The sequence below is a fragment of the Winogradskyella sp. ECml5-4 genome (genome assembly GCF_036903175.1).
Classification (GTDB): domain Bacteria; phylum Bacteroidota; class Bacteroidia; order Flavobacteriales; family Flavobacteriaceae; genus Winogradskyella; species Winogradskyella damuponensis.
Window position 1 is genome coordinate 216034 of sequence record NZ_JAYJLF010000006.1, and the last position, 24689, is coordinate 240722.

The following is a 24689-nucleotide window of genomic DNA, read 5'->3' on the forward strand; positions in this document are numbered from 1 at the left end:
ATTATCTCAGTTGCTTATCGATTAATGAAATGGTTTTTGCTGCTTTGTCATAATCATTCTGCATGGTGACCTGTGTAATTGGTGTGTAACGTGCCAACTCACAATTTTCTAAGATGGATATAAAATCTGAAACGACACCACTTTCTACTTGCCGCTCTGCTAATAGGTTTTCAATTTTTTCTTTATTGAAATCACTCGTTTCAATATTTAATTTTGCTTTTAAATAATTATGAAGTGCTTTTTCTAAGGCTAAGTAAAAGGCTTCTTTTTGTCCAAGTGTTTTTTTAGCGGCGCTTAAGTATTTTTTAGCCAATCGGTCTGCTTTTCTTATACGATTACCTTGCACGTCTGCATCGCGTTCGTCTTTCTTTCGTCTTACAACAATAGCTAGAGGAATCGCTAAAAAAGGTAACAATACCAATGACCAAAATCCTTTAGATTTAAAAAATGGTTCTGTTTTTATACTGGACCAATCAGATGTTGTTTTTATAAAGGCAAACGTATTAGTGTTTGGATTTATCGTTTGTTTTATACCTTCTGTTGAACTTTCGGTGTTGCTAATTGCGGCCGTTGGTCCTTCTAAAACATCAATAACAATCTCATCTGATGTAATGCGTTTGTAACTTTCTGTATCTGGATCAAAATATGAAAATGAAATACTTGGTATAGGATATTTTCCTCTGTACTGTGGCACAATGGTGTACGTATCGGAAATACGACCTTGCATTCCGCTTAAATTGGTTCGCACATTTTCTTGGTGTTCTGGCTCATAAACTTCTAAAGAACTTGGGACGGTTAATTTTGGTAATTCAAATAAATTTAAATTGCCTTTTCCTGCAACTTCTATTTTAGCTTGAAGCGATTCTGTTGCATTTAACTGTGTTTTAGAAGTTGATACTTTAAATGAATAATCTCCAACAGCTCCTTTAAAATCTGATGGTTTCCCTTGTTCTGGCAATGGTTTTACATTAATTGTTCTACTGCCAGCAGTTACAATTTTAGGAACTTTACTCATCATTGGTCGTCCAAAGATGTCCCGTCTATTTGTTGGTACTTCTACTGTTATATCTAAGACTAAAGGTTCTAACTTTAATTCTCCTGTTTTTTGAGGATAAAGCACAGTTTTTTTGAGAACTACATAACGATATTCTTCTCCTTTGTATTCACCTTTTTCAATATTAAGTCCTTTGATTTCTATGTTCTGACTCCAAAAATCGTTATATCTAGGATTGTCTTTTTCACGCCAATTACTTACACCTGTTTCTAACGAAACATATAGCTTGTAAACAACTGTAATGGCTTCATTTAAATACGGGTTCGTTTTAGAAACCTCAGCAACTAAATGAATATTCTCTGAGGCAATATCTGATGCCGTTGTATTTCCGTTTGGTTTATCAACTGCAGCAGTTACATTAATAGTTATAGGAAACGTTTTATAGATTTCTCCATCAATTTCAATAGTAGCTTGTTTAATTGTGAATTTTCCTCGTTTTTTTGGTGCTAAAAAGTAACTGTACGTTTTAGAATAAGATCGTTTTCCGTTTCTTGAATAATTACTCATAGATGTGTTAGGTCCACCAACCACATCGAAATCCGCAAAACTTGGTGGCACAAAATTATCTCCATCCTTATTCATTTCAAAATCGATACGCAAGCGTTCGTTAACACCCAATTTCTTCTTACTAACTTTAGCTTCAAATTTTACTTGTGCTGAAGCGATACTTGTTGCAAGTATTAATAATATTATTGATATATAATTTTTGATATTCATAATTTTGACGATTTTAGATTTACGTTTCTTTACATTAAATAAAAATTCGTAGTTCAACAATCGTAATTCGTTTTACCAATCTTTTTCAGTTTTAACTTTAGCTCCCTTTTGCTTTTCGGCATTCATCTTTTCTTGAACTTTTTGTTCTTGATTTTGCATGGCATCTAAAATATTTTTCACCTGCTGAGGAGACATTTGTCCTGGTTGTGGTTTAGGCTTTTGATCTTTTTTATCCTTATCTCCTTTACCATCATCCTTTTTATCATCTTTTGGTTTGCCTTCATCATCCTTATCCTTGTCACCATCTTTTTTATCCTGGTCTCCTTCGTCCTTTTTATCTTTTTCGTCTTTCTGTTCGTCTTCTTTCTTTTGCTCGTCTTCTTTATCCTGCTCGTTCTCCTTGTTTTCGTCTTTTTTATCATCTTCGCCTCCACCATCATTTTGTTGGTCGGCACATTCTTTTGCTAAAGCATAATTATAGCGTGTCTCCTCATCATTTGGGTTATTTCTAAGGGCATTTTTAAAAGCTTCAACAGCATTTTTACACTGTTTATTCTGCATTAAAATATTACCAATATTATGGAATGCTCTGTGTTTTTCGTCTTTAGTTATTGCGTTTTTAGCTGCTTCTTGACTTCTAAATAAAGCTTCATCAAAACTGCCTTTTCTAAAATATGTATGTGCTAAATTATACGACCCAACAGCTTTGTTTGGCGCTTCTGAAATGGCTTTTCTATATTCCATTTCGGCTTCAACATAATTATCTTCTCCAACTAACTCATTAGCTTTATAAACCAAATTAGTGGCTTCTTTTTCTGCTTTTAATTGCGCTTCAATATCTTGGGCAAACCCAAAACTACCAATTAAAAGTATAATAAGTACCAAATAAAATCTCATGTGTATGTTTTAATTATTGTACTAATAATGACTAAATTACTAAAGCCTTTGAATACTTAGCGTTAAAATAATTCTAAAAAATTTTAGATTGACGCTTCATTAAATAAATTCAACTTCTTTAACCATGCTGTCTTTCGTTCTAAAAAGAAGATATCAATGAATAACAATAGTATTCCGAAAGCCAAAAACCACTGAAATTGATCTTTAAAATCTGCAATTTGCTTAGATTCAAACTCTTGTTTATCCATTTTATCTAATTGCTCTTTAATGGTTTTTACAACTTCGGCTGTATTGCTTCCATTTATATAAACACCATTAGCTTCTGTGGCGATATCTTTTAAGGTGGTTTCGTTTAAGCGTGTAATTACCGTCTCACCATTATTGTCTTTCTTATAATTTAAAATGACTCCATTTCGTTTTATAGGAATTGGACCTCCTTTAGTGTTACCAACACCAACCGTTAATATTCTTATCCCTTGCTCACTAGCTTCTTCTGCAACGTCCAACGCTTCTCCATCGTGATCTTCTCCATCTGAAATAATAATGAGTACACGATTAGATTGTTCTTCGTTATCGTAATATGTTTTTGCCAATTGAATTGCTTCACTGATTGCTGTACCTTGTGAAGACAACATATCTGTATTCATGTTTTGTAAAAACATTTTTGCTGAAGCATAATCTGTTGTGATTGGTAATTGCGGAAATGCTTTGCCTGCATAAGCGATAATACCAACACGATCGCTTGCTAGACTATTAATAATTTGCGTGACCAATTGCTTAGATTTTTCTAAACGATTTGGTGCAATATCTTCTGCAAGCATACTTTTAGACACATCTACTGCAAACACAATATCTACACCTTGACTACGCACAGTTTCTAGTTTTGTTCCTATTTTAGGATTAACTAATGCTAAAGATAAACAAGCAAAAGCACCACAAAGTACAAACACTTTTAAAACACTTTTAAACAAAGATTGATTAGGACTTAAGCGGCTTAACAAATTAGAATCTGCAAATTTTTTCTGCGCAGAACGCCTCCAAATTTGAAGTAATACAAACAGCAGAATAATTACCGGAATAACCAGTAATGTCCAAAACCATATTTTTTCATCGAGTTTAAACAAAGCTTCTAAATATTGTATTTCTTAATAATAATTCTATCAATAATAATAATCCTGCAAATAAGACTAAAGGTCTATATTTTTCTTCGTAATTGTAATATTTCTTTTCTTCGACTTCTGTTTTTTCTAGCTTATTAATCTCCTTATAGATTTCAGCTAATTTCTTATTATTTGTAGCTCTAAAGTACTTTCCTCCTGTAACTTCTGCGATTTCTTTTAGTAAGGGTTCGTCAATTTCTACTTGTTGACGGCCATATCTAAACGAACCATTTGGATTTATAGCAACAGGCGATAAAGCCATGCCATTTGTTCCTAATCCAATAGCATAAACTTTAATACCATATTCTAAGGCCAAAACACTAGCTGTTTTTGGATCTACTGCACCAGTCGTATTAACACCATCTGTAAGCAATATAATGACTTTACTTTTAGCCCTACTATCCTTTAAACGATTAACAGAAGTTCCTAATCCCATACCAATTGCCGTTCCTCCTTCTATAATAGTATTGTACTTAATATCTCTAAGCGAACGTTGTACAATAGATTTATCGCTAGTAATTGGTGTTTTTGTATAAGCTTCTCCTGCGTACTCTACTAAACCTATTCGATCATTAGGACGTCCATCAATAAAATCTGCAGCCACTTCTTTTAAGGCTTCTAAGCGGTTAGGTCGTAAATCTTTTGCTAGCATACTTGCCGAGACATCAATTGCCATAACGATATCTATACCACGAGTAGTCTTCGTTTTTGTGGAAACATCTACAGTTCTTGGTCTTGCTAAAGCTGTAATTAACAATGCAAGCGCAATTAAACGCAAAGCAAAAAGTAGGTGTTTAAATTTTGACCAAAATGTAGACGATCCTTTAAATCCTTTTATACTGGACATTTTTAGCTCAGCCGTTTGTTGGCTATGTTTTAAAACATACCAAACTACAGCTATTGGCAAAAGCAATAACAGCCAGAATAATTCTTTATTTAAAAATTCTATATTATCAAACATCATTATTTCTCTTCTTCTGTCTCTTCCGCTTTAAGTTCTATGGAATCAATAATACGCTCAGCCATTTCATCTGCATAAACATCTTCTTTTGGCCAAGTAATAATAATTTGTTGCAATACGTTTTCATTTGAAAAGCACAATAACATATATTCTGCTTCTACAATATTGTTAGTATTAAGAACATTGATACTCATTGTACCAAATGTTTTTAACCCTTCTGCTCCGTTAGGTGTTACATATTGATCTTGCTTAACTGTAATATTAGTTGCTCCTTTGGCTTCAAAACCTTTAATGCTTTGCTCTGCAACTTTTAACAAATCAAATGTTGGGTTTTCTGTATCTTTTGTTTGTGGTGTTTGTTTTGGCACTTTAAGTGTTGTTGTATTTACAGCAACACTAAACACATCTAACATTGTTCCATAAACAAAAGTGGTCATTGTTAACTTATCCTTGGCCTCATCTGGAATAGGTGAATCTACACGCTTTAAGACCTTAGGTGTCTCTATAAAAACAGGAGGAAAACCATAAGCACTCTCAACCCAATTACCTTCTAATAACTCTTTGCTTTCATGGCCAATAATAGTGTCTTTAACATAGCTAAAGCCATATTTTATACCAAAACCAATAAAAGTAGCAATGATTAGGAATACTGAAATACCAACGGTTATCCAGATTTTTCGGCGTTTCTTTTTACGCTCCTGTGCTTCTTTATATTTCTGATCTAATAGTTTTTCTTCTTCCGAAGGTTCTGGTAAACTTTCTTTTACATGATCTATAGCCTTGTCTATGGTTATTTTATCCATTTCGGCAAGTGCTGTATCTGGTGCAGATTTTGCAAATTTCACTAAATCGGCACGTTTTAAAATGGACTCTATATGTAAAATAGTTTCTTTTGAAAGAGGAATTTGGTTTCCATCTTTCAATAAGTTTAATCTATTAATAAGCTCTGCCGTTGTACTCTCCAAAGCTCTATCATAAACTTTTTCATCTAAATATTTTCTAATGATAAAAGTTAATTCTGAATAATATTCTTTGACTTCAGAACGCATTAAATATTGGCTTTCATCGAGTTTAGACAATGCCAATTTTGCACGATCGTAAGGTGGTAATAAGGCTATTTCTTCTGCTTCGGTTAATGGCTTTTTTCTCCAAATAAACCAATATAACAAAAATGCAATTAGAGCAATTGCCACCAATATTCCTAAGATTAATTGCCAACGATTACTTCCGCTTTCCTCAACTTCTATAATTGGTTTTATATCGTAGAGTTTTTGCTTAGTGGTATCTACCTCTATAGTATTAACATCTATCTTTAAAGAATCTGTAAAGAACGGTTTTTCATCAATAATTATTTTTTGTCTAGGAATGGTATAAACTCCAGAATCAAACTGTGTAAGCTTATAAATTCTAGACAGTAAAAACTTAGCGTCTCTTTTAATTGTATCTATTTTTAAGGCTTCAACATTTTCTAAAGGCATAAATGTTTGTCCTTCAGGAAACACAACCAGTGCTAATGAATCTGCCTCAACCTTAATTTTATAATTAATTTGTTCTCCTATTCTGATTTTTGTAGTGTCAATTTCAGAAGTAACTTGTGCTGAAGAGAAAAAAGAACATAGAAAAAATAACATAAAACACAACGCTTGAAACATAAAGCTTGTGGTCTTGTTACCTAAATCTACTATTATTTTATTTCTGTTTTTCATGTTTAATATAACTTCCAACTTCTTAAGCCTTACACTCATTATCCTCTTCGTTTGAAATAACCTAATAATTTCTTAACGTAGCTTTCATCAACTCGACAATCAATAACACCTGCTCCAGATTTTGCAAACGCATCTTTAAAATAGTTTACTTTTTCGTTATAGAACTCACCATAATTAAGTCTTACTTTTTTTGAAGCGGTATTGACCAACATTAATTCACCAGTTTCTTCATCTTCCATTTGCACCATTCCTATATTAGGAATTTCTTCTTCGTGCCTATCGTAAACTCTAATGCCAGTAATATCGTGTCTGCCTGCTGCTATTTTTAAGGTTTGCTTATAATCATCTGCAATAAAATCAGACAGTACAAAAACAATCGCTTTTTTCTTCATAACGTTAGACAAAAACTTAAAAGCTTCTGCAACGTTTGTTTGTTTGCTTTTGGGTTGAAATTCTAATAATTCGCGAATAATTCTAAGCACGTGAGAACGTCCTTTTTTTGGTGGAATATAAAGTTCAATATCACCTGAAAATAAAATTAAACCAATTTTATCATTATTCTGAGTAGCTGAAAATGCTAGTGTCGCTGCAATTTCCGTAACAATTTCATCTTTAAACTGATTTTTGGTCCCAAAAAGCGCACTACCAGAAACATCTGCCATAAGCATCATAGTTAACTCCCGCTCTTCTTCAAAAACCTTGATATGTGGCTGATTGGTTCTTGCCGTAACATTCCAATCTATATTTCTAACATCGTCTCCAAATTGGTATTGGCGCACTTCAGAAAACGTCATACCACGACCTTTGAAAGTCGAGTGATATTCGCCTCCAAATATATGATCAGACAAACGACGTGTCTTAATCTCTATTTTTCGTACTTTTTTGAGTAATTCCTTAGTATCCATTTTGTCAGTTTGCAATATGCAGTCTTCAGTTAGTAGTTATTTCAAATCAGAATTTAGATGAGTTATTCCTAACTAAATACTGGTTTGGTGTCTACTATTTATGGCACCTCAATCTCATTTACAATCTTATTAATAATGTCCTCAGAAGTGACATTTTCGGCTTCAGCTTCGTAAGTAATTCCAATTCTATGACGTAAAATATCATGAACAACAGCACGCACATCTTCTGGTATTACGTAACCTCTTCGCTTTATAAAAGCATAACATTTGGCTGCAGTAGCTAAATTAATACTTCCACGAGGCGAAGCTCCAAAAGAAATTAATGGTTTTAAATCGGCTAATCTATATTTTTCAGGATAACGTGTAGCAAAGATGATATCGAGAATGTATTTTTCAATTTTCTCATCCATATAAACTTCTCTAACCGCTTTTTGTGCACTTAGAATTTGAGCTATAGAAACCACAGGATTTACTTTTTCGTAAGCACCTTTTAAGTTGGCTCTTACAATTTGCTGTTCGTCTTCAATTGTAGGATAATCAATAACCGTTTTTAGCATAAAACGATCCACTTGCGCTTCAGGTAAGGCGTAAGTTCCTTCTTGCTCAACAGGGTTCATGGTTGCCATTACTAAAAATGGTTTGTCTAAAACAAACGTTTCGTCTCCAATAGTAACTTGTTTTTCCTGCATGGCTTCTAACAAAGCAGATTGCACTTTTGCAGGTGCTCTGTTAATTTCATCTGCTAAAACAAAATTAGCGAAGATTGGTCCTTTTTTAATGGTGAAGTCATTTTCCTTCATGTTAAAGATTAACGTACCAACCACATCTGCAGGTAATAAATCTGGTGTAAACTGAATTCTACTAAAACTAGCATCAATTGCTTTTGACAAGGTATTAATGGCTAATGTTTTTGCCAAACCAGGAACACCTTCTAATAGTATATGACCCTGACCTAATAAACCGATGAGCAAACGTTCTACCATGTGTTTTTGCCCAACTATAACCTTATTCATTTCTAAGGTTAACAAGTCTACAAATGCACTTTCTCTTTCTATCTTTTCGTTAATTGATTTAATATCAACTGTACTCGTTTCTTCCATTATTTAAGGGTTTAAGAACAAAACTATTTTTATGCCATTTTTAAAATTACACAGAAAAATGGTTTCTTAATATTTTAGAGGATGCAAAGTGTTAAAATTTTTCGTTAGATGCTGTTAACAATTGGTTAAAAAAAATGAGTAATACCGAAGTACTACTCATTTTAAGAATTAATTATGGATTAGAGTTAATTAATACTAAATTTTTCTTATTTCTGTATATAGTTTTGGGTTGAGAATCATCATGTTTTCGTCTTCATTGAACTGAATAGAGTTATCAACATCTATATCTATAACAACTTGGTAAATATGATTTTTTTCAAATTCTCTTTCTATTAAATTTGAAGCTGTAGCATTTTCTGCAATGTCTAAACTTATTAAAGTTTCGTTGCTGTTTATAAAATTATTATTACCAAGAACCAATCTTATTTCATGAATAAATGTTGATTTAATTTCAAAATGATCTACTAGTAATAATTCAGATTCTGTTTTTAAGTCTGAAACATTATGTGTTCCTGCGTTTATTGCATTTAAACTTATCCAAGCATTTGGCAAACTGCCATCCTCCTTTACCCTTACTTGCACATCTTCAATCTCAAGAAAAACATTATTTTGCGCATTAGAATTACTTATAAGACTTACTGTAATTGCTGCCTTTTGTCCATCTATACCCATATCATCTTTAGTACAACTTGTAAAATTAACTAAGATAACAAGTGATAAAACGATTAATTTAATAGATTGTGAATACTTCATAATTTGGGATATTGAATAATTACACTTCAATAATATCGTATTCTTTATGTTTTCAGTATTTTTATACACCAATTACACAAAAACCACTATAAACTGAAAACTAAGTGACATATTCTCGATTAATTGCAGGAACCATGACATGGGGAAGTTGGGGAAAACAACTCTCTAAAAAAGAAATGGCAGTCTTAATGAATTTCTGTGTTTCTAACCATATTACAACCTTTGACCATGCCGATATTTATGGCGCTTACACTACTGAAGCAGATTTTGGAAAGGCTTTTGCCGATTCTGGATTACAACGTGAAGCTATTCAGCTGATTTCTAAATGCGGCATTCAATATATGAGTGACAACCGAAACAATAAGGTTAAACACTACAACTACAGCAAAAAATATATTATTTCCTCGGTTGAAGAGTCCCTTAAACATCTTAAGACTGACTATTTAGATCTATTACTTTTACACAGACCTAGTCCTTTAATGGTTGCTGAAGAAATAGCAGAAGCAATTAGCCTATTAAAAAAAGACGGAAAAATTAGAGACTTTGGCGTGTCTAATTTTACTCCATCTCAAATGGACTTGATTGGTTTACGTATGGATATAGACGTCAATCAAATTGAATTCTCGCTAACTGAACACACAGCAATGCATGACGGAACTTTAGATTTTATGATGACTAATGGCATAAAACCAATGGCATGGTCTCCTTTAGGCGCTGTGTTTAAAGAAGATAATGAACAAACCAGACGCATCCATAAACAATTAGGCGCATTATTAGACAAATACAATGCAACAGAAGACCAATTATTATTGGCTTGGCTAATGAGACACCCTTTAGGAATTCATCCAGTTATTGGGACTACCACTAAAGAGCGTATAAAATTAGCTGTTGAAGCTACTAAAATCGAATTAGAATTAGAAGATTGGTTTTTAATATTAGTGGCTGCTCAAGGACATAAAGTTCCCTAATTAGTTCTCAGTCGTAATAGACAGTAGCCAACTCAAAACGATGACACTATAACTAATAAATATTGCTGCTTTTGCAGGAATAACGGACTATGAAAAAAACAGCATTAATAACAGGAGCAACAAGCGGAATTGGCAGAGCAACAGCGCACGAATTTGCTAAACACGGCATTAATTTAGTGCTTTGTGGCCGTAGACAAGATCGCTTAGACAGTGTACAAAAAGCCTTATCTAAACAAACTATTGTACACACATTAAACTTTGATGTACGTGATAAAACACAAACATTTGAAGCCATTGCATCCTTACCTAAAGCATTTCAAAACATAGATATTCTTATTAATAATGCAGGAAATGCCCATGGATTAGACCCCATTCAGACAGGAAATATAGACGATTGGGATGCTATGATGGATATTAATGTAAAAGGACTGCTCTATGTGAGTAAAGCAATCATTCCCGGAATGACCGAACGTAAATCTGGACATATTATTAATATAGGCTCTTCTGCTGGCAAAGAAGTTTATCCAAACGGAAATGTATATTGTGGTAGCAAACATGCTGTATTAGCCATCACAGAAGGTATGAGAATTGATTTAAATCCTTTCGGAATTAAAGTTGGAGCCATTAATCCTGGTTTGGTGGAAACAGAATTTTCTAAAGTTCGCTTTAAAGGTGGTGCAGCAGCAGATAATGTCTATAAAGGCTATAAAGCTCTACAGCCAGAAGATGTTGCTGATGTCATTTATTTCGCCGTTTCTAGACCTGCTCATGTAAATATTGCAGACGTCCTAATGTTTTGCACTGCGCAAGCGAGTTCTACTATTGTGAAAAAGGAATTATGATAAAGTGGCTAGAAGATAACTGGCAAAATTTATCTTCAGACTATGCTAATGACAGCATAACAAATGCTCTTTGGCAAACTATTAAATTGCAATACACTTCCAAAAACAGATATTACCACAATCTTGCGCACCTCCACAATATGTTTCTTCAATTAGAAGATATTGCAACAGCAATTAACGATTTAGACAGTCTTAAATTTGCTATTTGGTATCACGATATTGTATACAAATCTACCAACAAAGACAACGAAGAACAAAGCGCTCTTTTTGCTGAAAAAGCTTTAAAAGCTCTAAATTATGACGTTTTTAAAGTAGAAAAAGTTAGAAACTTTATTATTTCAACTAAAAATCACGAATTACTACTAGCTAAAAGTAACGATAATGCTTATCTTTTGGATTTAGATTTATCAATCTTAGGGACTAATTGGGAAACTTATAAAATATACATTCAAAATATTAGAAAGGAATACAAAATCTATCCAAACATGCTATACAAGCCTGGTAGAAAAAAAGTACTCAAACACTTTCTCGAAAGAGACTCACTATTCTTTACAGAAGAATTCAAAACTAAATTTGAAAACCAAGCTCGAGAGAATTTAAAAAAAGAAATAAAAATGCTTTAACTCATAAAATTTTCAAAATTCGTTTTAAGTAATCATGATTAATAAACGTCTTCTCATAAAAAATTTACTTGCTCATAATGACGAGAACAGTTTCTATGACAAAAAGCTTAAAATCAATATTGGTCATAAAGAAGGAAAGGCTAAATTTTTAAAACATGTTTGTGCACTGTCTAATAGCAATCCAAAAAACAACTCTTATATAGTAATTGGCGTTAAAGACGAAGACAACAAAATTGTAGGTGTCGATTTTTTTGATGATAGTAAAATTCAGAATCTCATTAATGCCTATCTCACAAATCCACCCATTGTACAATATGAAAACATTCCGTTTCCACATCTACCAGACGACAAAGTAATTGGCTTAGTTACTATTAGACCCATTGACTCGATCACCTCACTAAAAAAAAATATTTGGAAATATTATGGTGGCTCTGTGTTTTTTAGAGACGGAAGCATAAGTATGCCTAAAGTTTTTGATATAGAAATTAAAGATGTTAATTCTAAAATTGTGGCTGCCATAGAAAACCATGCACAAAATAATATTGAATTAACCCTAGAAGGTGTTTTTGATTTTATGAACAAACGCCAAGATTACAATCCGCAATACAAAGTGTTTAAAGAATACTTTGTATTATGCTGGTCTGGTGCCAAAAAAGTAGTAAAAAACGAAATCTTCTATTCTAGAGTTGATATTGAAATGATAAACGAACAAGTGCGTTTGTTTTATTCTACTTTAGACGAAGTATCCATTTCTTATTCTGAAAACTCGTTTAAAATAGTTGAATATGTAAGATTAGGCTTAAACAAATCTTATAAATACTATAAGCTTGAAGAAAAAACAATTCAGTTTAATGACAATGCTAATTATTCCATTGATGCAAATCTTATTTTTGAACCACCTCAATTTGACAAAAAAGTTTTGCACCATATTTATAATGCTAATAATGCCATTTTAGAAAAGCTTGAAAAAAAACAAGAATTGTCTCAAAATGAAACCGAAGATTTAAAAAATTTAGCGGCAAGCTATCTCATCTGTTACCTCAATGGATTTGAAAATGCCTTATCAAAATTAGAAATTATAAAGCCACACATAAAGAACTATAATTCAAAACTCTATAGTTCTTACAAAGATACCATGCGTATTTTAAGAAAAGTAAGATATAGCTAATTCATCGGAAATAATGGATTTTTCATCCTTGTTTTTTGCGTCTTGTCGGAATAAGATTATAAACACGACAGATTATACATTTTTTTTAACCATTCATCAAAAAATTTGCTAACCATTCAATATATTACACATCTTTGTATTGCTATTAATCAATTACTAAACCTTGTTTCTATAAAGCCAAAAGCTCTAATTGAAACAAGGTTTTTTTTATGCGCTTAAATAAAGTTCAATTGTTTTTGTTGACTTGGAATAATTCCTTCTACAGAAACATCCATCCACTTCGAAAGTATTGTAGCGTAAACGGATCTAAAATCTACATTGTATTTTAAATCGCCATTAGTATCCAAATCATTTAAACTCGCCAAATCATTATAAAACCCAGCTTGCTTTAAACCCTTACCAATTACAAATACATTATTAGCAGCTCCATGATCAGTACCATTAGCTGCATTTTGTTTGACACGTCTTCCAAACTCAGAAAAGGTTAAAATCAGCGTATCTTTAAACGTATCATTTCGTTTTAAATCGCTTACAAATGCCGCTACACTTTCTGCATATTGTGACAACAATTTTGTTTGCTTATTATTTTGATTGGCATGGGTATCAAATCCTCTAAGAGACGTATAAAACACCTTCGTATCTAAATCTGAATTAATAAATTGGGCAACATTTTTGAGTTGTTTTGCAAATGCATTTTGAGGGTAGGTTTCTTGAGATGTTTTTACATCTGTATGTTCAAAAATATAATTGGCAGAGGACTTGGCTTCAATCATGGTTTGATACAAATATCCTAAGTTATGTTCACTTAAATGAGTATCGTTATAATGACTTAATACATTTTTGAAATAAGGATCTTTTGCCGAATTATACAATACCCTAAAATCATTAGTAGCAATACCATTAAAGCGTTCTCCTTTCATAGCCAAACTAAGCTGCTCATCAATTTCTATAGCATTGTAGGGTTGTTTTCCATGCTGATCTAAATAACGACCTAACCAACCACTTTGCAGGTATTCATCTGAGCCACTTGCTGTTTGCCAAATATCCATAGACCTAAAATGTGATCGCACAGGATTTGGATAACCGACATTATTAATGATAGATAATTCACCGTTATCAAACAATGCACGTAATGGACTTAAACTTGGATGAAACCCTAAATCGTCGTTTAGTTTTATAATATCTTTAGTGATTGCTAATTTTGGCCTGGCATTATAATACAAATCATTATTATGTGGAATTATGGTATTTAGCCCATCATTTCCTCCTGCCAATTGCACAATAACCAAACGCTTATATCCCAAACGTTCTGAAGCTACAGATTCGAATGCTTTTACAAAATTAGGAACAAAAAATAAGCTACTCGCTAGTGCGGAATTCTTAAGAAATTTTCGTCTATCCATAATTAACACATTTGATATTCTGGTAATGACATGAGCTGAACACAATACTCTTGTTTAGACACTTTACTTAGTGTTTTTAAATAGCCAGAAGTCCCTTTATTAATAGTGCCTTGCAACATATAATCTTGAAGATCTTTGGTTTCAACAGCTTCAAAATTCTCTAAAAAAGTAGTCCAATTGGGTTGGGTTTTAAACGGTAATTTACCCTTATGCTTTTTCATAAATTTCTTTTTAAATTCATCATGTTCTCCTGAAGCAATTACAGCGTTATTCAAAATTACAGAAGGTAATTTTAAACGCACCATAATGGTATTGGCATCAATCCAAGCTTTATCACCTTTCCAACCCGCCACATTTGGTGGATCTAACAGGGTTTGTCCTAGTAATTTTTGAATCTTAATAAGATCTCTTTCTTTTTCAAATGTAACAGGAACTGTATTAGTTAAGCCTACTAAATACTCTATAGGAGATTTAATTTTTGACCCCATGTTTTCGTCGTCATAAAACCAATCAGACAGAAACACAAAACGCATTAGATTTTCAATATTATAATCTTTATAAAACACCTCAGCCATAGCCTGGATATGCTTTTTATTCGGCTTTGGATTTACAAAATAACGGTAGATTTTATCTGAAATAAACACGGCACATTGTTTATTTTCGAGAATAATATCGATAATATCGTCGCCTGAAAAATTCCCCGTTTTCCCAAAAAAGGTTTTTAGACCTTCATCGTGTCGTCGTTTAGCTAATACAAAGTTTCCATCAAAATCATGATTATATCCTGTAAAGGCACGAGCACTTTCTTTAATATCTGTTTCAGAATAGTGTCCTTCACCTAATGTAAACAACTCCATTAATTCGCGGGCAAAATTCTCATTTGGTTTTGCTTTTCTATTTTGATTACCATTTAAGTATTTAAGCATGGCTGCCTCTTTTGAAATGGCTTTCACAAACGCTTTAAAATCACCGAGAGCGTGCACTCTTAATGTATTATTAAACTGCTGAGCATAAACCACATTATTAGACTTACATACAAAATGATTCGCCCAAAACAAAGTCATTTTCTCTCTTAAAAGTTCTTTAGGTTGTGCTAATTGATGTATCCAAGCGTAATTAAGATCTCTAAGTTTTTTTCTGCTTTTGTCTCTTATATCTTTAGCAAATTCAGGATTGTCTTTTATTTTTTTTATCGTCACACCTTCCATAAAAGATAAATCTAATTGTAGTGGTGTTGATGATTTGGAGTCGGTAAAAAGTTGCTCTACGACATCGTTTCTTCTTTTAGGCAAAGCATGCATGGTTTCAGGATGAATTCCAAAGCCTGCTCGCCAATATAAATGCTGTAATTCTTTTAGTGCCATATTACTTAGACTCTTATAATTATAAAACGTTTAAAACTAAAATTGATTGTTATTTTAAATAAAAAAAAGCCATATCTCACGATACGGCTCTCTTTTAACAATTATAAATTTAATTTTATAAATCAAACTTAATGCCTTGTGCTAATGGTAATTCATCTGAGTAGTTAACCGTATTGGTTTGTCTTCTCATATATACTTTCCATGCATCAGAACCAGACTCACGTCCACCTCCTGTTTCTTTTTCACCACCGAATGCGCCTCCAATCTCAGCACCCGACGTTCCGATGTTGACATTAGCAATACCACAGTCAGAACCAGCATAAGATAAGAACTTCTCCGCTTCTTTCATCTCGTTAGTCATAATGGCTGATGATAAACCTTGAGCCACACCATTTTGCATCTCTATCGCATTTTCAACCTCACCAGAATACTTCATTAAGTATAATATTGGAGCAAATGTTTCGTGTTGTACAATTTCAAAATGATTTTCAGCTTCGATGATTGCTGGTTTAACGTAGCAACCACTTTCATAACCTTCACCTTCTAAAACACCTCCTTCAACTAATACATTTCCACCTTCAGCTTTTGCTTTTTCAATCGCCGCTAAATAGGTATTAACTGACTCTTTATCGATTAATGGTCCAACGTGATTGTTTTCATCTAACGGATTACCAATTTTAATCTGTCCGTAAGCACCAACAATGGCATCGCGTACTTTATCGTAAACCGATTCGTGAATAATTAATCGGCGTGTCGATGTACAACGCTGACCACAAGTACCCACAGCACCAAACACAGCACCAGGAACCACCACTTTTAAATCGGCAGTTGGTGTAATAATAATAGCATTGTTTCCACCTAATTCTAATAACGACTTACCAAAACGTTCTGCTACTGTTTTACCAACAATACGTCCCATTCTTGTAGAACCTGTAGCAGATACTAAAGGAATTCTATGGTCTGTAGTCATCATTTCACCTACTTTGTAGTCTCCATTAATGATACAAGAAATACCTTCTGGTAAGTTATTTTCTTTTAGAATATCCGCAATAATATTCTGACAAGCTATTGAGCATAACAATGATTTTTCAGAGGCTTTCCAAACACAAACATCACCACAAATCCAAGCTAAAGCGGTATTCCAAGCCCAAACAGCCACTGGAAAGTTAAATGCCGAAATAATACCAACCACACCAATTGGGTGCCATTGTTCTCTCATCACGTGACCAGGACGTTCTGAAGGAATGGTTTGTCCGTTTAATTGACGTGATAACCCAACAGCAAAATCACAGATATCAATCATTTCTTGAACCTCACCGTAACCTTCTTGCAAGGATTTACCCATTTCATAAGACACTAATTTCCCTAATGGTTCTTTTAAGTCTCTTAATTTATTACCAAACTGACGTACAATTTCGCCACGTTGTGGTGCTGGTACATCTCTCCACGTTTTAAATGCGCTAGTGGCAGCATCCATAACTTTGTCGTAGTCTGCTCTTGTGGTTGTTTTTACTTTTCCTATTAATTTGCCATCTACAGGAGAGTAAGATTCTATAATTTCTCCATTAGAAAAATTATTTGAACCTGTAGAAGATCCTTCATTTATATCTTTTACGCCTAATTGTTTTAAGGCTTCTTTAATTCCGAAATCGGTAGCTACTGCTTCCATATTTGCTTATTTTTTATGAATTATTAAAATTTTATGCGAAGTTACTAATAAAATGTCAGCTTTTCTCATAGCAACCATGTCAAAAAAGAGAACACTAAAGCGCTTTAAAATTTTATCTCTTAAAAGTGTACGCTACTTTAAATAAAGCCAATCACTCCTATTTTTTTAAAGATTAAAATCAAATATAAAGGCATTATTTGTAACAATTTAATATATTTATACACAAATAGTTAACCAACCTCAACTACAACCATTGACCTAATTTACTTTCAACCTAAAGAAAGTAAATGAATACAATATTGCGCCAATTTAGGCATTATCGCAACACAATTTTGATTTTTTCAAAATCAAATGTCCTGTGGACATTTGATGACGATAGCCGTTTACGGACTTTTTATGAATCTAACGTATAGTTTATGATTACGATTTTTAGAAAAATCCGTCAAAATTTAGTATCCGATAACAAATTTTCGAAATACCTCATCTATGCTATTGGCGAAATTATCCTTGTGGTTGTCGGTATTCTTATTGCCTTACAGATTAACAACACTAGTAATTTCAATGAACAAAGAAAACTAGAACAAGAATATCTAACTTCTCTTCAATCAGAATTTAAAACAAATTTGACTAAAATAAACACGGCTATTCAAGAAAATGAACATCGCGTACAAACTCTAGAAAAGCTTTTGACCTTATTTGACAAAAAGGTGCTAGACACAGTCAGTGAACAGACAGTTTCTCATTTGCTGGCACCAATCTTTGGAAGTAATATAAATTATGCTCCTTCAACAGGAGTATTAAGTGATATTATAAGTTCTGGCAAGCTCAGCCTTATTTTGAATAAAGATTTACGACAACACTTAGCCTCCTTTGAAAGTTCATTAGACATATTAAGTACTCAGTTAAATGATGCAGATTTTACCGATAAAAAATTACAAAGTCTTTTTTTTAAATCAGGAAGCGCTCGCACTATTGTTACCGATATACAAATGATTGATTTCGAGTTTCATTCTATTTCTGAAAAAACTAATAACAAATTAATATTCAGTTCTGTTGAATTTGAAAATTATCTATTGGATTATTATCTGTTGGCTAAAACCACAAATGGACCTCGTTTATTTGGCGGCATAAAGGAACAAATAGAAACCATTCTAGATGTAATTGAACAAGAATTGAAAACGCATTAACGCTATTAAATAAAACATCGTGAAAAAGAGAAAGCCAGACTGGACCAAAACCGAATTACAGATTTACATTATGCTACTCTGTGCCAATGCAGATAAAAAAGAAACTGAGGAAGAATTAGAAATGATACAAAACAGTACATCCAAAATCACCTTTCTTAAAATGTATAAAAAATTCCATAAGCACTCTAAAGGTAAACGCTTAGACAAAATTGAAAAAGTGATTCATAATCATGATTACAGCCAAATGGAACTTGCCGCTTTTAGAAGAGAGATGTATAAAATTTTCTTTTCGGACAGTAAGTTTAGTATGCTAGAAGAGCGATTGGACATGACTTTAGATAATATTTTATACTAATGATTAAATTTTTTAGAAAAATAAGATTCAATCTCTTAAAATCAGGCAAAACATCTAAATATTTAAAATACGCCATTGGCGAAATTGTGCTTGTGGTTATTGGGATTCTTATCGCACTACAGATTAACAATTGGAATCAAGAAAGACAGCTGCAAAATGAAGAAAAAATTATCCTAAAAAATATACACACTGAATTTTTAGAAAATAAAGTTGCTTTAAAATTAGGTGTTGAAGAAAACAATCAAGGTTGCAAAGCTTCCATAGCGTTAATGAATCTTGTTGGACAAAAAAGAGAACATATCCTACAACACAATTTGGATAGTTTGATGTATGTAATGCTAGAAACCGGTTCATTCAGGCCTTCAGAAAATACAATTTCAGACTTATTACAGTCAGGTAAATTACAGTTATTACAAAATGAAGATTTAAAAAATTTACTTTATAAATGGACAAGAACCCTAAAGAAAACTGATGTCAGTTATAGTAGAGTTGAATTAAAAATTGATAATGAATTAATTCCTTATTTATCAAAACATTATTCCATGAAAGATATCGATACGCATGGCGTGTTACAATGGAAAAGCAAAACCTTACTAAACATAGACAAGCTTTATATATTCGAAGACATACAATTTGAAAACATTATGGATGATTATTTATACAGGGTAAAATCGGCTAGCAATAACCTGAAGCAGTTAGAAATAATTATTGATGCCATAATTAAAGAAACAGAATGATAAAATTCTTTAGAAAAATTAGACAAAATTTACTCGCAGAAGATAAAACTGGCAAATACTTTAAATACGCCATTGGCGAAATATTCCTTGTAGTTATTGGAATTCTCATTGCGGTAGGTATTAACAGTTTTTATAATGCGTCCCAAAATGAAGCAAAGATAAATACCATCCTTACTCAGGTTCAGCAAGATTTAAAAACAGACATTATAGATGCCAAACGTATTTATAATGTTTATATCGGAAAAGATTCACTGTTTCAAAAAATAATGAATGATTCCATCACTTTTGAGATGTATAAAAAGAACCCGTACCCTTTGCCAATTACTGGAAATTATGTCTCTTTTAGTAATAAAAAAAGCGGTTACAATCGATTATTAAATAACCTGGAAAATTTACCCGAAAAATATAATTATCTCATTCCTTATTTGAATAATCTACACGTTGAAATTCAAAACGAGATCGACGATTACAACACCTTTATTAAAAACACAGTGATGATAGATGGTCGTAAAGACCTAATGGTAAACCCAAAAATTGCCGACTACAGTATGGGAAGATATCTTGATGAGGCGATGGCCTATTATTTTAACGACCCATTTCTAAAAAACAAATCGTCAATATACATGAACGATTTAGGAAACATCTCTAATGCCGCTAACGAATATAGAGTTGAGAGTATCATACTCTATAAAAAAATAGATTCCTTATTGGATAAAACATCTACTGAATATAATGAACCGTTTATGCTATGCCCTAAAAAAGAAAGCATAAAAGATTTTTTAGGCGATTACAAAGGTGCTTCAGCAGTACTTGGTGTAACAGTATCTGTTAGTATGGAAAATGAACGATTAGTATTGAAATCACCAGTTATGCCAGACGTAAAGCTATACTGGCATGAGGGCGATTATTATTTTATTAAAGAAGCTAGTGTTATTGTTAAATTGTATAAAAACAAGCAAAACCAGGCTATTATTGAATTTAGTGGCTTTGGAGGGAATGATAGATTTATAAAAAACAAACAAGAGACTTCTAACTAAAAAGATTCCTGGTTACTCGGGAAATAACTATGATAAAATTCTTCCGCAAAATCCGCCAAAACCTTTTAAACGAAGGTAAAACCAGCAAATACTTTAAATACGCCATTGGCGAAATATTCCTCGTGGTTATTGGAATTTTAATTGCACTGCAACTTAATGATTGGAATGATGCACGAAAGAATCAAAACTACGAACAAGAAATTTTACTATTAATTAATCAAAATTTAGAAAATGACTCCATTGTTTTAACCGATAGATTAAAAAAGTCAAAGCAAGCCAATATATTAACAGATCAACTACTAGAGCAAGTGGCTTTGGGAAATTATGGTGACAGCTTAAATTATTGGATGGGGAAAATCATATGTTTTGAAAGGTTTAAATCTCAATCTAGTGCCTTTGAAGTCTTAAAATCAAAAGGAATAGAAACCATTTCCAATAATGAACTTCAATTAGTATTAATTTCATATTACGACGAAGTATTATACAATGTTTATCAAGCATTTAATGATGTAGAAACCTCATTTAAAGCAGATTGGCATCCCGTAATAAAACAAGAATTTTCAGATTTTAAGTGGCGCGAGTATTGTAAACCTACGGATTCAAAAGCCTTTTTTGAGACTCCATCTAACCTTACATTTTTTAAACTTTATAAAGATAATAGACTTGGTAACGTGACTAATATAGAGCTGGCATTAGAAAAAATATCAGAAATAAAAAAGCTTTCTAAAACAACTAAAAATGATTAAAATTTTTAGAAACATCCGCAAAAACCTCATTATGGAAAACAAAACATCCAAATACTTCAAATACGCCATAGGCGAAATTGTGCTTGTGGTTATTGGAATTCTCATAGCACTTCAAATTAATAACTGGAATGAAAACAGAAAGAATAATCAATACGAACAAAACTATCTGCAAAGAATTCTAAAGGATTTACACAAAGACCAAACTGAACTAGAGATGCATTTGAATAAAGACACGCTAAAACTGGATGCATTTACTCAGATGATGCGTATGATAAGAACAAATTCAATTACATCAAATCAACAAGCTTTCTTAGGAGCTTTAAACAGCGTTCAGGGGGCCAACTGGTTTGAAGGAAATGACGTAGTATTCAGCGAAATGAAATTTTCTGGTAAGCTAGCACTAATAACTTCAGAGGAATTAAGAGAAAGCATACAAAACTATTATAAGCATGTCGAAGAAGTTATAAAGCAAGAAAACACCTACATTTCCTTACAAACAAGTGCATATTACAGGCTGAATGATTATACGGATAATGCCTTTTTAAGGGAGGCTTCTATGGCACCTAGATGGAATTCAAATACTAACGCGATTACTTATGAAGATATCATTCACTTTTTTGATAATCTAAATGAAGATCAAAAAAAAGAAGCACTTAAAGATTTTACAATACTAAAAGAGAATATTTTGTTTTCTAACAAAGTTAGAGTTACCCATTACGAAAAAGGTAAAGCAACAATTAAACTCATAAATGATTATTTAGAAAAGATTTAAACATGATTAAATTCTTTAGAAAAATACGACAGCAATTACTCTCTGAAAACAAATTCAGTAAATATCTAATTTATGCCATTGGAGAAATAGTACTAGTCATAATAGGAATTCTAATTGCATTAGCTATTAACGAAAATGCAAAAGACAAAAACAACTTAGAATTACGCGATTTATATATCATTCAGTTAGAAGATGAAGCCAACCGCAACATAGAACGATTAAATGCGCTTAAAGATTTTACAATAGAAATGCTTAAAGAAGTTGATACTTTAAGTTACATATTATACACCCAAGACTACGATAACCCAAAATTACCACCAAAAGCATTTCGACTAATGGATACAGACTACTTTAACCCATCAACAATAACCTATGAAAATTTGAAATTTTCTGGCGACCTAAAATTGTTTAATGATTTAAACTTGCGTAACTCTATATCTAAACCTTATGAAACATTTAATGATATAAAAGTCAGTGAAAATTTAGATTTTGAAGGATTTAATAATTATTACACTGATTTTTTAGTTAAAAAAGTTAGCTTTTTTGAAATGCAGTTAACCGCAAAAAGTTATGCCAAAGAAATCCATTTTCAGAATTATATTTTAGCAAGACGAACCTCTTTAAATCTAAATAAAGAAGCCTATGAACGTTCCATAGAATCCTTAAAAAAACTAAAGTCCATTTTTGCAGAATTAAAAGATGATAATTAGATAACAAAAGCACAACAATGTAAATCATATTCATGCTGTAAGGCTTAACACCAATTACTAACCAATGATAAAATTTTATAGACGCATGAAAAAAAAACTCACTAATGAAAAACAAAACACTTTGTCATTCCTGCGAAGACAGACAAACCATTAGGTTCAGCGCAGCTAATCCACAAGTAAGTCTAAACTTTAAAATGGATTCCGCATTAAGTGCGGAATGACAAGCGGAATATATTATGATTAAGTTTTTTAGAAAAATACGATACGACCTTATGGAAAAAAACAAAATAGGCAAATACCTTAAATATGCCATTGGTGAGATTGTGCTTGTAGTTCTAGGTATTTTAATTGCCTTACAACTAAACAATCTCAATGATGAACGGAAAACTGAAAATGTAAGACAAGTTTATTATAAACAATTACTACAAGATTTTGAGAATGACAAAGCATATATAGAGAAGACATCTTTAGCCATAGATTCAAATATGGTAAAAATTAGAGCCTTTAAAGACATCTATAATCAACCAAACTTACCAATAATTGAAATAGTTTCTGCAACTGGAAATTTAGATTGGCAACTTTATACTGTTCAATTCAAATCTAATACAGTAAATACGTTACAGAATACTGGTGACATCAAATTAATACCACCAACCATTAGAGAACAATTAATCCGTTTAGATAAATATAAAGAAGAAACAGAAGAGGCTTCTGAATACAATAATGGTGAAGCTGGCAAAGCGGGCTCAATGGCAGCTAATAGATATGGGAGTCCAGAATTTGCCTATAAAAACATACAAAATCAACCCAAACTACGGGAACGGGTATTTGAAGAAAAAAACTTAATTGAGCTTCTTATTACATTAGAAAGGTGCCATTATATGAAGGCTGAATCGGAAAAAGGAAGTCTTAAAAGATTTAAGAAAATTCTATCTGATATGGAAGAAATTGAAATTCTTATTAATAAGGAATTGAAAAAATAACATACTTTATTATTAAAAATCGCTATTCAATGATAAAATTCTTTAGACGCATACGACAGCAATTACTCTCAGAAAATAAGTTTAGTAAATATTTACTTTATGCCATTGGAGAAATTATCCTCGTCGTTATTGGTATTCTTATTGCGCTTCAAATTAATAATTGGAATGAAAATAGAAAACAACAAAGACAAGAGCAAAAATTATTAGTATCATTAAAAACCGACTTATTAGAATCTAAAAATCGTTTACTAAAAACGATGTACATGCAAAAAAATGTGATTAGAAAAAGTAGCGAACTTATTAAAATGTATGAAGGTAAAATACCTCGTGCAAGTAACGACTCTATAAAGGATTTCATCATTTATGGTGCCCAAGGTTGGTATCGCGCTGAATTTTTAACAGGAGCTTACGATGCCTATATTAGTACAGGAAACGCTGAGTTATTAAGCAATAACCAACTTAGAAAAATGCTTGCCGAGTATTTTTCAATTGTAAAATTAGGATTTGAAGATCAAGACAACAGCATGAGTCTTTTAAGTAATATGCAAAATATAAGTGCTCCGGTAAATGCGCATCTAGAATTACCTTCTGCTCGAAAACAAGTGGGTTTAGACACCATTAAAAGCCCTAAAGAAAATATGGCGATTGACTTTATTTTTAAACAAGACGCCTATTTTGGCTATTTAATGAATAGAATTGCCGTTGAGCATCTTAGATATACGATCCAAGAAGAAGTGTTAAACAAAATATCACAAATAGTAGTGCTACTAAATGAAGAAATAGAAGTGTAAAATGATTAAGAATTTTTGATAAATCAGATACAATCTCTTCTAAACAGGAAAAACTGGCAAATAACTAAAATACGTCATCAG

Annotated in this window: 24 protein-coding genes; 13 read left to right on the top strand and 11 right to left on the bottom strand. The window is 32.3% G+C overall.

Annotated elements, in window-relative coordinates:
* Position 1: 1 nt before the first annotated feature.
* The 8 genes from VDP25_RS07200 to VDP25_RS07235 all read right to left on the bottom strand — a co-directional run bounded on the left by VDP25_RS07200 (position 2) and on the right by VDP25_RS07235 (position 9253).
* On the bottom strand, positions 2-1771 hold the full coding sequence (locus tag VDP25_RS07200; RefSeq protein ID WP_334468261.1) for a BatD family protein: 1770 nt from the start codon (positions 1769-1771) through the stop codon (positions 2-4).
* 72 nt (positions 1772-1843) lie between these two features.
* The gene (locus VDP25_RS07205) at positions 1844-2668 is read right to left on the bottom strand and encodes an aerotolerance regulator BatC (protein WP_334468263.1); all 825 of its coding nucleotides are present in this window, start codon (positions 2666-2668) and stop codon (positions 1844-1846) included.
* 83 nt (positions 2669-2751) lie between these two features.
* Complete coding sequence (locus VDP25_RS07210; RefSeq protein ID WP_215928185.1) at positions 2752-3792, bottom strand: VWA domain-containing protein; 1041 nt, start codon at positions 3790-3792, stop codon at positions 2752-2754.
* Positions 3785-4789, bottom strand: a complete 1005-nt coding sequence (locus VDP25_RS07215) for a vWA domain-containing protein (RefSeq protein ID WP_334468403.1) — start codon at positions 4787-4789, stop codon at positions 3785-3787. Before VDP25_RS07215 ends, VDP25_RS07210 begins: the two co-directional genes overlap by 8 nt.
* Positions 4790-4791: 2 nt before the next feature.
* Complete coding sequence (locus VDP25_RS07220) at positions 4792-6420, bottom strand: hypothetical protein (RefSeq protein ID WP_443089853.1); 1629 nt, start codon at positions 6418-6420, stop codon at positions 4792-4794.
* 113 nt (positions 6421-6533) lie between these two features.
* The gene (locus VDP25_RS07225; protein ID WP_215928187.1) at positions 6534-7400 is read right to left on the bottom strand and encodes a DUF58 domain-containing protein; all 867 of its coding nucleotides are present in this window, start codon (positions 7398-7400) and stop codon (positions 6534-6536) included.
* 98 nt (positions 7401-7498) lie between these two features.
* Positions 7499-8500 carry an AAA family ATPase gene (locus VDP25_RS07230; RefSeq protein ID WP_215928189.1) on the bottom strand — a complete coding sequence of 334 codons (1002 nt, stop codon included), beginning with the start codon at positions 8498-8500 and terminating at the stop codon, positions 7499-7501.
* Between the two features lie 195 nt (positions 8501-8695).
* On the bottom strand, positions 8696-9253 hold the full coding sequence (locus tag VDP25_RS07235) for a DUF4382 domain-containing protein (protein ID WP_334468270.1): 558 nt from the start codon (positions 9251-9253) through the stop codon (positions 8696-8698).
* Between the two features lie 104 nt (positions 9254-9357).
* On the opposite strand from VDP25_RS07235, the gene VDP25_RS07240 reads away from it, so the two are divergent.
* From VDP25_RS07240 to VDP25_RS07255, 4 genes are all read left to right on the top strand, one after another.
* Entirely contained in the window at positions 9358-10221 is an 864-nt protein-coding gene (locus tag VDP25_RS07240; RefSeq protein ID WP_334468272.1) for an aldo/keto reductase, read from the top strand.
* An 89-nt stretch (positions 10222-10310) separates the two neighbouring features.
* Positions 10311-11063 (top strand): SDR family NAD(P)-dependent oxidoreductase, encoded by a 753-nt coding sequence (locus tag VDP25_RS07245; RefSeq protein WP_334468274.1) that lies wholly within the window; start codon positions 10311-10313, stop codon positions 11061-11063.
* A complete protein-coding gene (locus VDP25_RS07250; protein WP_334468276.1) occupies positions 11060-11686 on the top strand; it encodes an HD domain-containing protein in 627 nt (208 codons plus the stop codon). Before VDP25_RS07245 ends, VDP25_RS07250 begins: the two co-directional genes overlap by 4 nt.
* 34 nt (positions 11687-11720) lie before the next feature.
* Positions 11721-12854 (top strand): ATP-binding protein, encoded by a 1134-nt coding sequence (locus VDP25_RS07255; protein WP_215928200.1) that lies wholly within the window; start codon positions 11721-11723, stop codon positions 12852-12854.
* 215 nt (positions 12855-13069) lie between these two features.
* Here the strand turns inward: VDP25_RS07255 and VDP25_RS07260 are convergent, their stop codons facing one another.
* From VDP25_RS07260 to amaB, 3 genes are all read right to left on the bottom strand, one after another.
* On the bottom strand, positions 13070-14257 hold the full coding sequence (locus VDP25_RS07260; protein ID WP_334468277.1) for a DUF1501 domain-containing protein: 1188 nt from the start codon (positions 14255-14257) through the stop codon (positions 13070-13072).
* A 2-nt stretch (positions 14258-14259) separates the two neighbouring features.
* Positions 14260-15621 (bottom strand): DUF1800 domain-containing protein, encoded by a 1362-nt coding sequence (locus VDP25_RS07265; protein WP_334468279.1) that lies wholly within the window; start codon positions 15619-15621, stop codon positions 14260-14262.
* Between the two features lie 115 nt (positions 15622-15736).
* The gene (gene amaB / locus VDP25_RS07270; RefSeq protein WP_334468281.1) at positions 15737-17290 is read right to left on the bottom strand and encodes an L-piperidine-6-carboxylate dehydrogenase; all 1554 of its coding nucleotides are present in this window, start codon (positions 17288-17290) and stop codon (positions 15737-15739) included.
* A 416-nt stretch (positions 17291-17706) separates the two neighbouring features.
* Between amaB and VDP25_RS07275 the strand changes: the two genes are divergently transcribed.
* From VDP25_RS07275 to VDP25_RS07315, 9 genes are all read left to right on the top strand, one after another.
* Positions 17707-18477 carry a DUF6090 family protein gene (locus tag VDP25_RS07275; RefSeq protein ID WP_334468283.1) on the top strand — a complete coding sequence of 257 codons (771 nt, stop codon included), beginning with the start codon at positions 17707-17709 and terminating at the stop codon, positions 18475-18477.
* Positions 18478-18496: 19 nt separating this feature from the next.
* Positions 18497-18832: a hypothetical protein gene (locus VDP25_RS07280; protein WP_334468286.1), complete on the top strand. Its 336-nt coding sequence runs from the start codon at positions 18497-18499 to the stop codon at positions 18830-18832.
* Positions 18832-19569, top strand: a complete 738-nt coding sequence (locus VDP25_RS07285) for a DUF6090 family protein (protein ID WP_334468288.1) — start codon at positions 18832-18834, stop codon at positions 19567-19569. Before VDP25_RS07280 ends, VDP25_RS07285 begins: the two co-directional genes overlap by 1 nt.
* Positions 19566-20606: a hypothetical protein gene (locus tag VDP25_RS07290; protein WP_334468290.1), complete on the top strand. Its 1041-nt coding sequence runs from the start codon at positions 19566-19568 to the stop codon at positions 20604-20606. The genes VDP25_RS07285 and VDP25_RS07290 overlap by 4 nt, the downstream gene beginning before the upstream one ends.
* 29 nt (positions 20607-20635) lie before the next feature.
* Entirely contained in the window at positions 20636-21352 is a 717-nt protein-coding gene (locus VDP25_RS07295; protein WP_334468292.1) for a DUF6090 family protein, read from the top strand.
* Between the two features lie 28 nt (positions 21353-21380).
* Entirely contained in the window at positions 21381-22124 is a 744-nt protein-coding gene (locus tag VDP25_RS07300) for a DUF6090 family protein (protein ID WP_443089854.1), read from the top strand.
* Positions 22125-22126: 2 nt separating this feature from the next.
* Positions 22127-22834, top strand: coding sequence for a hypothetical protein (locus tag VDP25_RS07305; protein ID WP_334468296.1), 708 nt, complete (start codon positions 22127-22129; stop codon positions 22832-22834).
* Positions 22835-23106: 272 nt separating this feature from the next.
* Positions 23107-23817 carry a DUF6090 family protein gene (locus VDP25_RS07310; RefSeq protein WP_334468298.1) on the top strand — a complete coding sequence of 237 codons (711 nt, stop codon included), beginning with the start codon at positions 23107-23109 and terminating at the stop codon, positions 23815-23817.
* Positions 23818-23846: 29 nt separating this feature from the next.
* Positions 23847-24608: a DUF6090 family protein gene (locus VDP25_RS07315; protein WP_334468300.1), complete on the top strand. Its 762-nt coding sequence runs from the start codon at positions 23847-23849 to the stop codon at positions 24606-24608.
* Positions 24609-24689 lie beyond the last annotated feature (81 nt).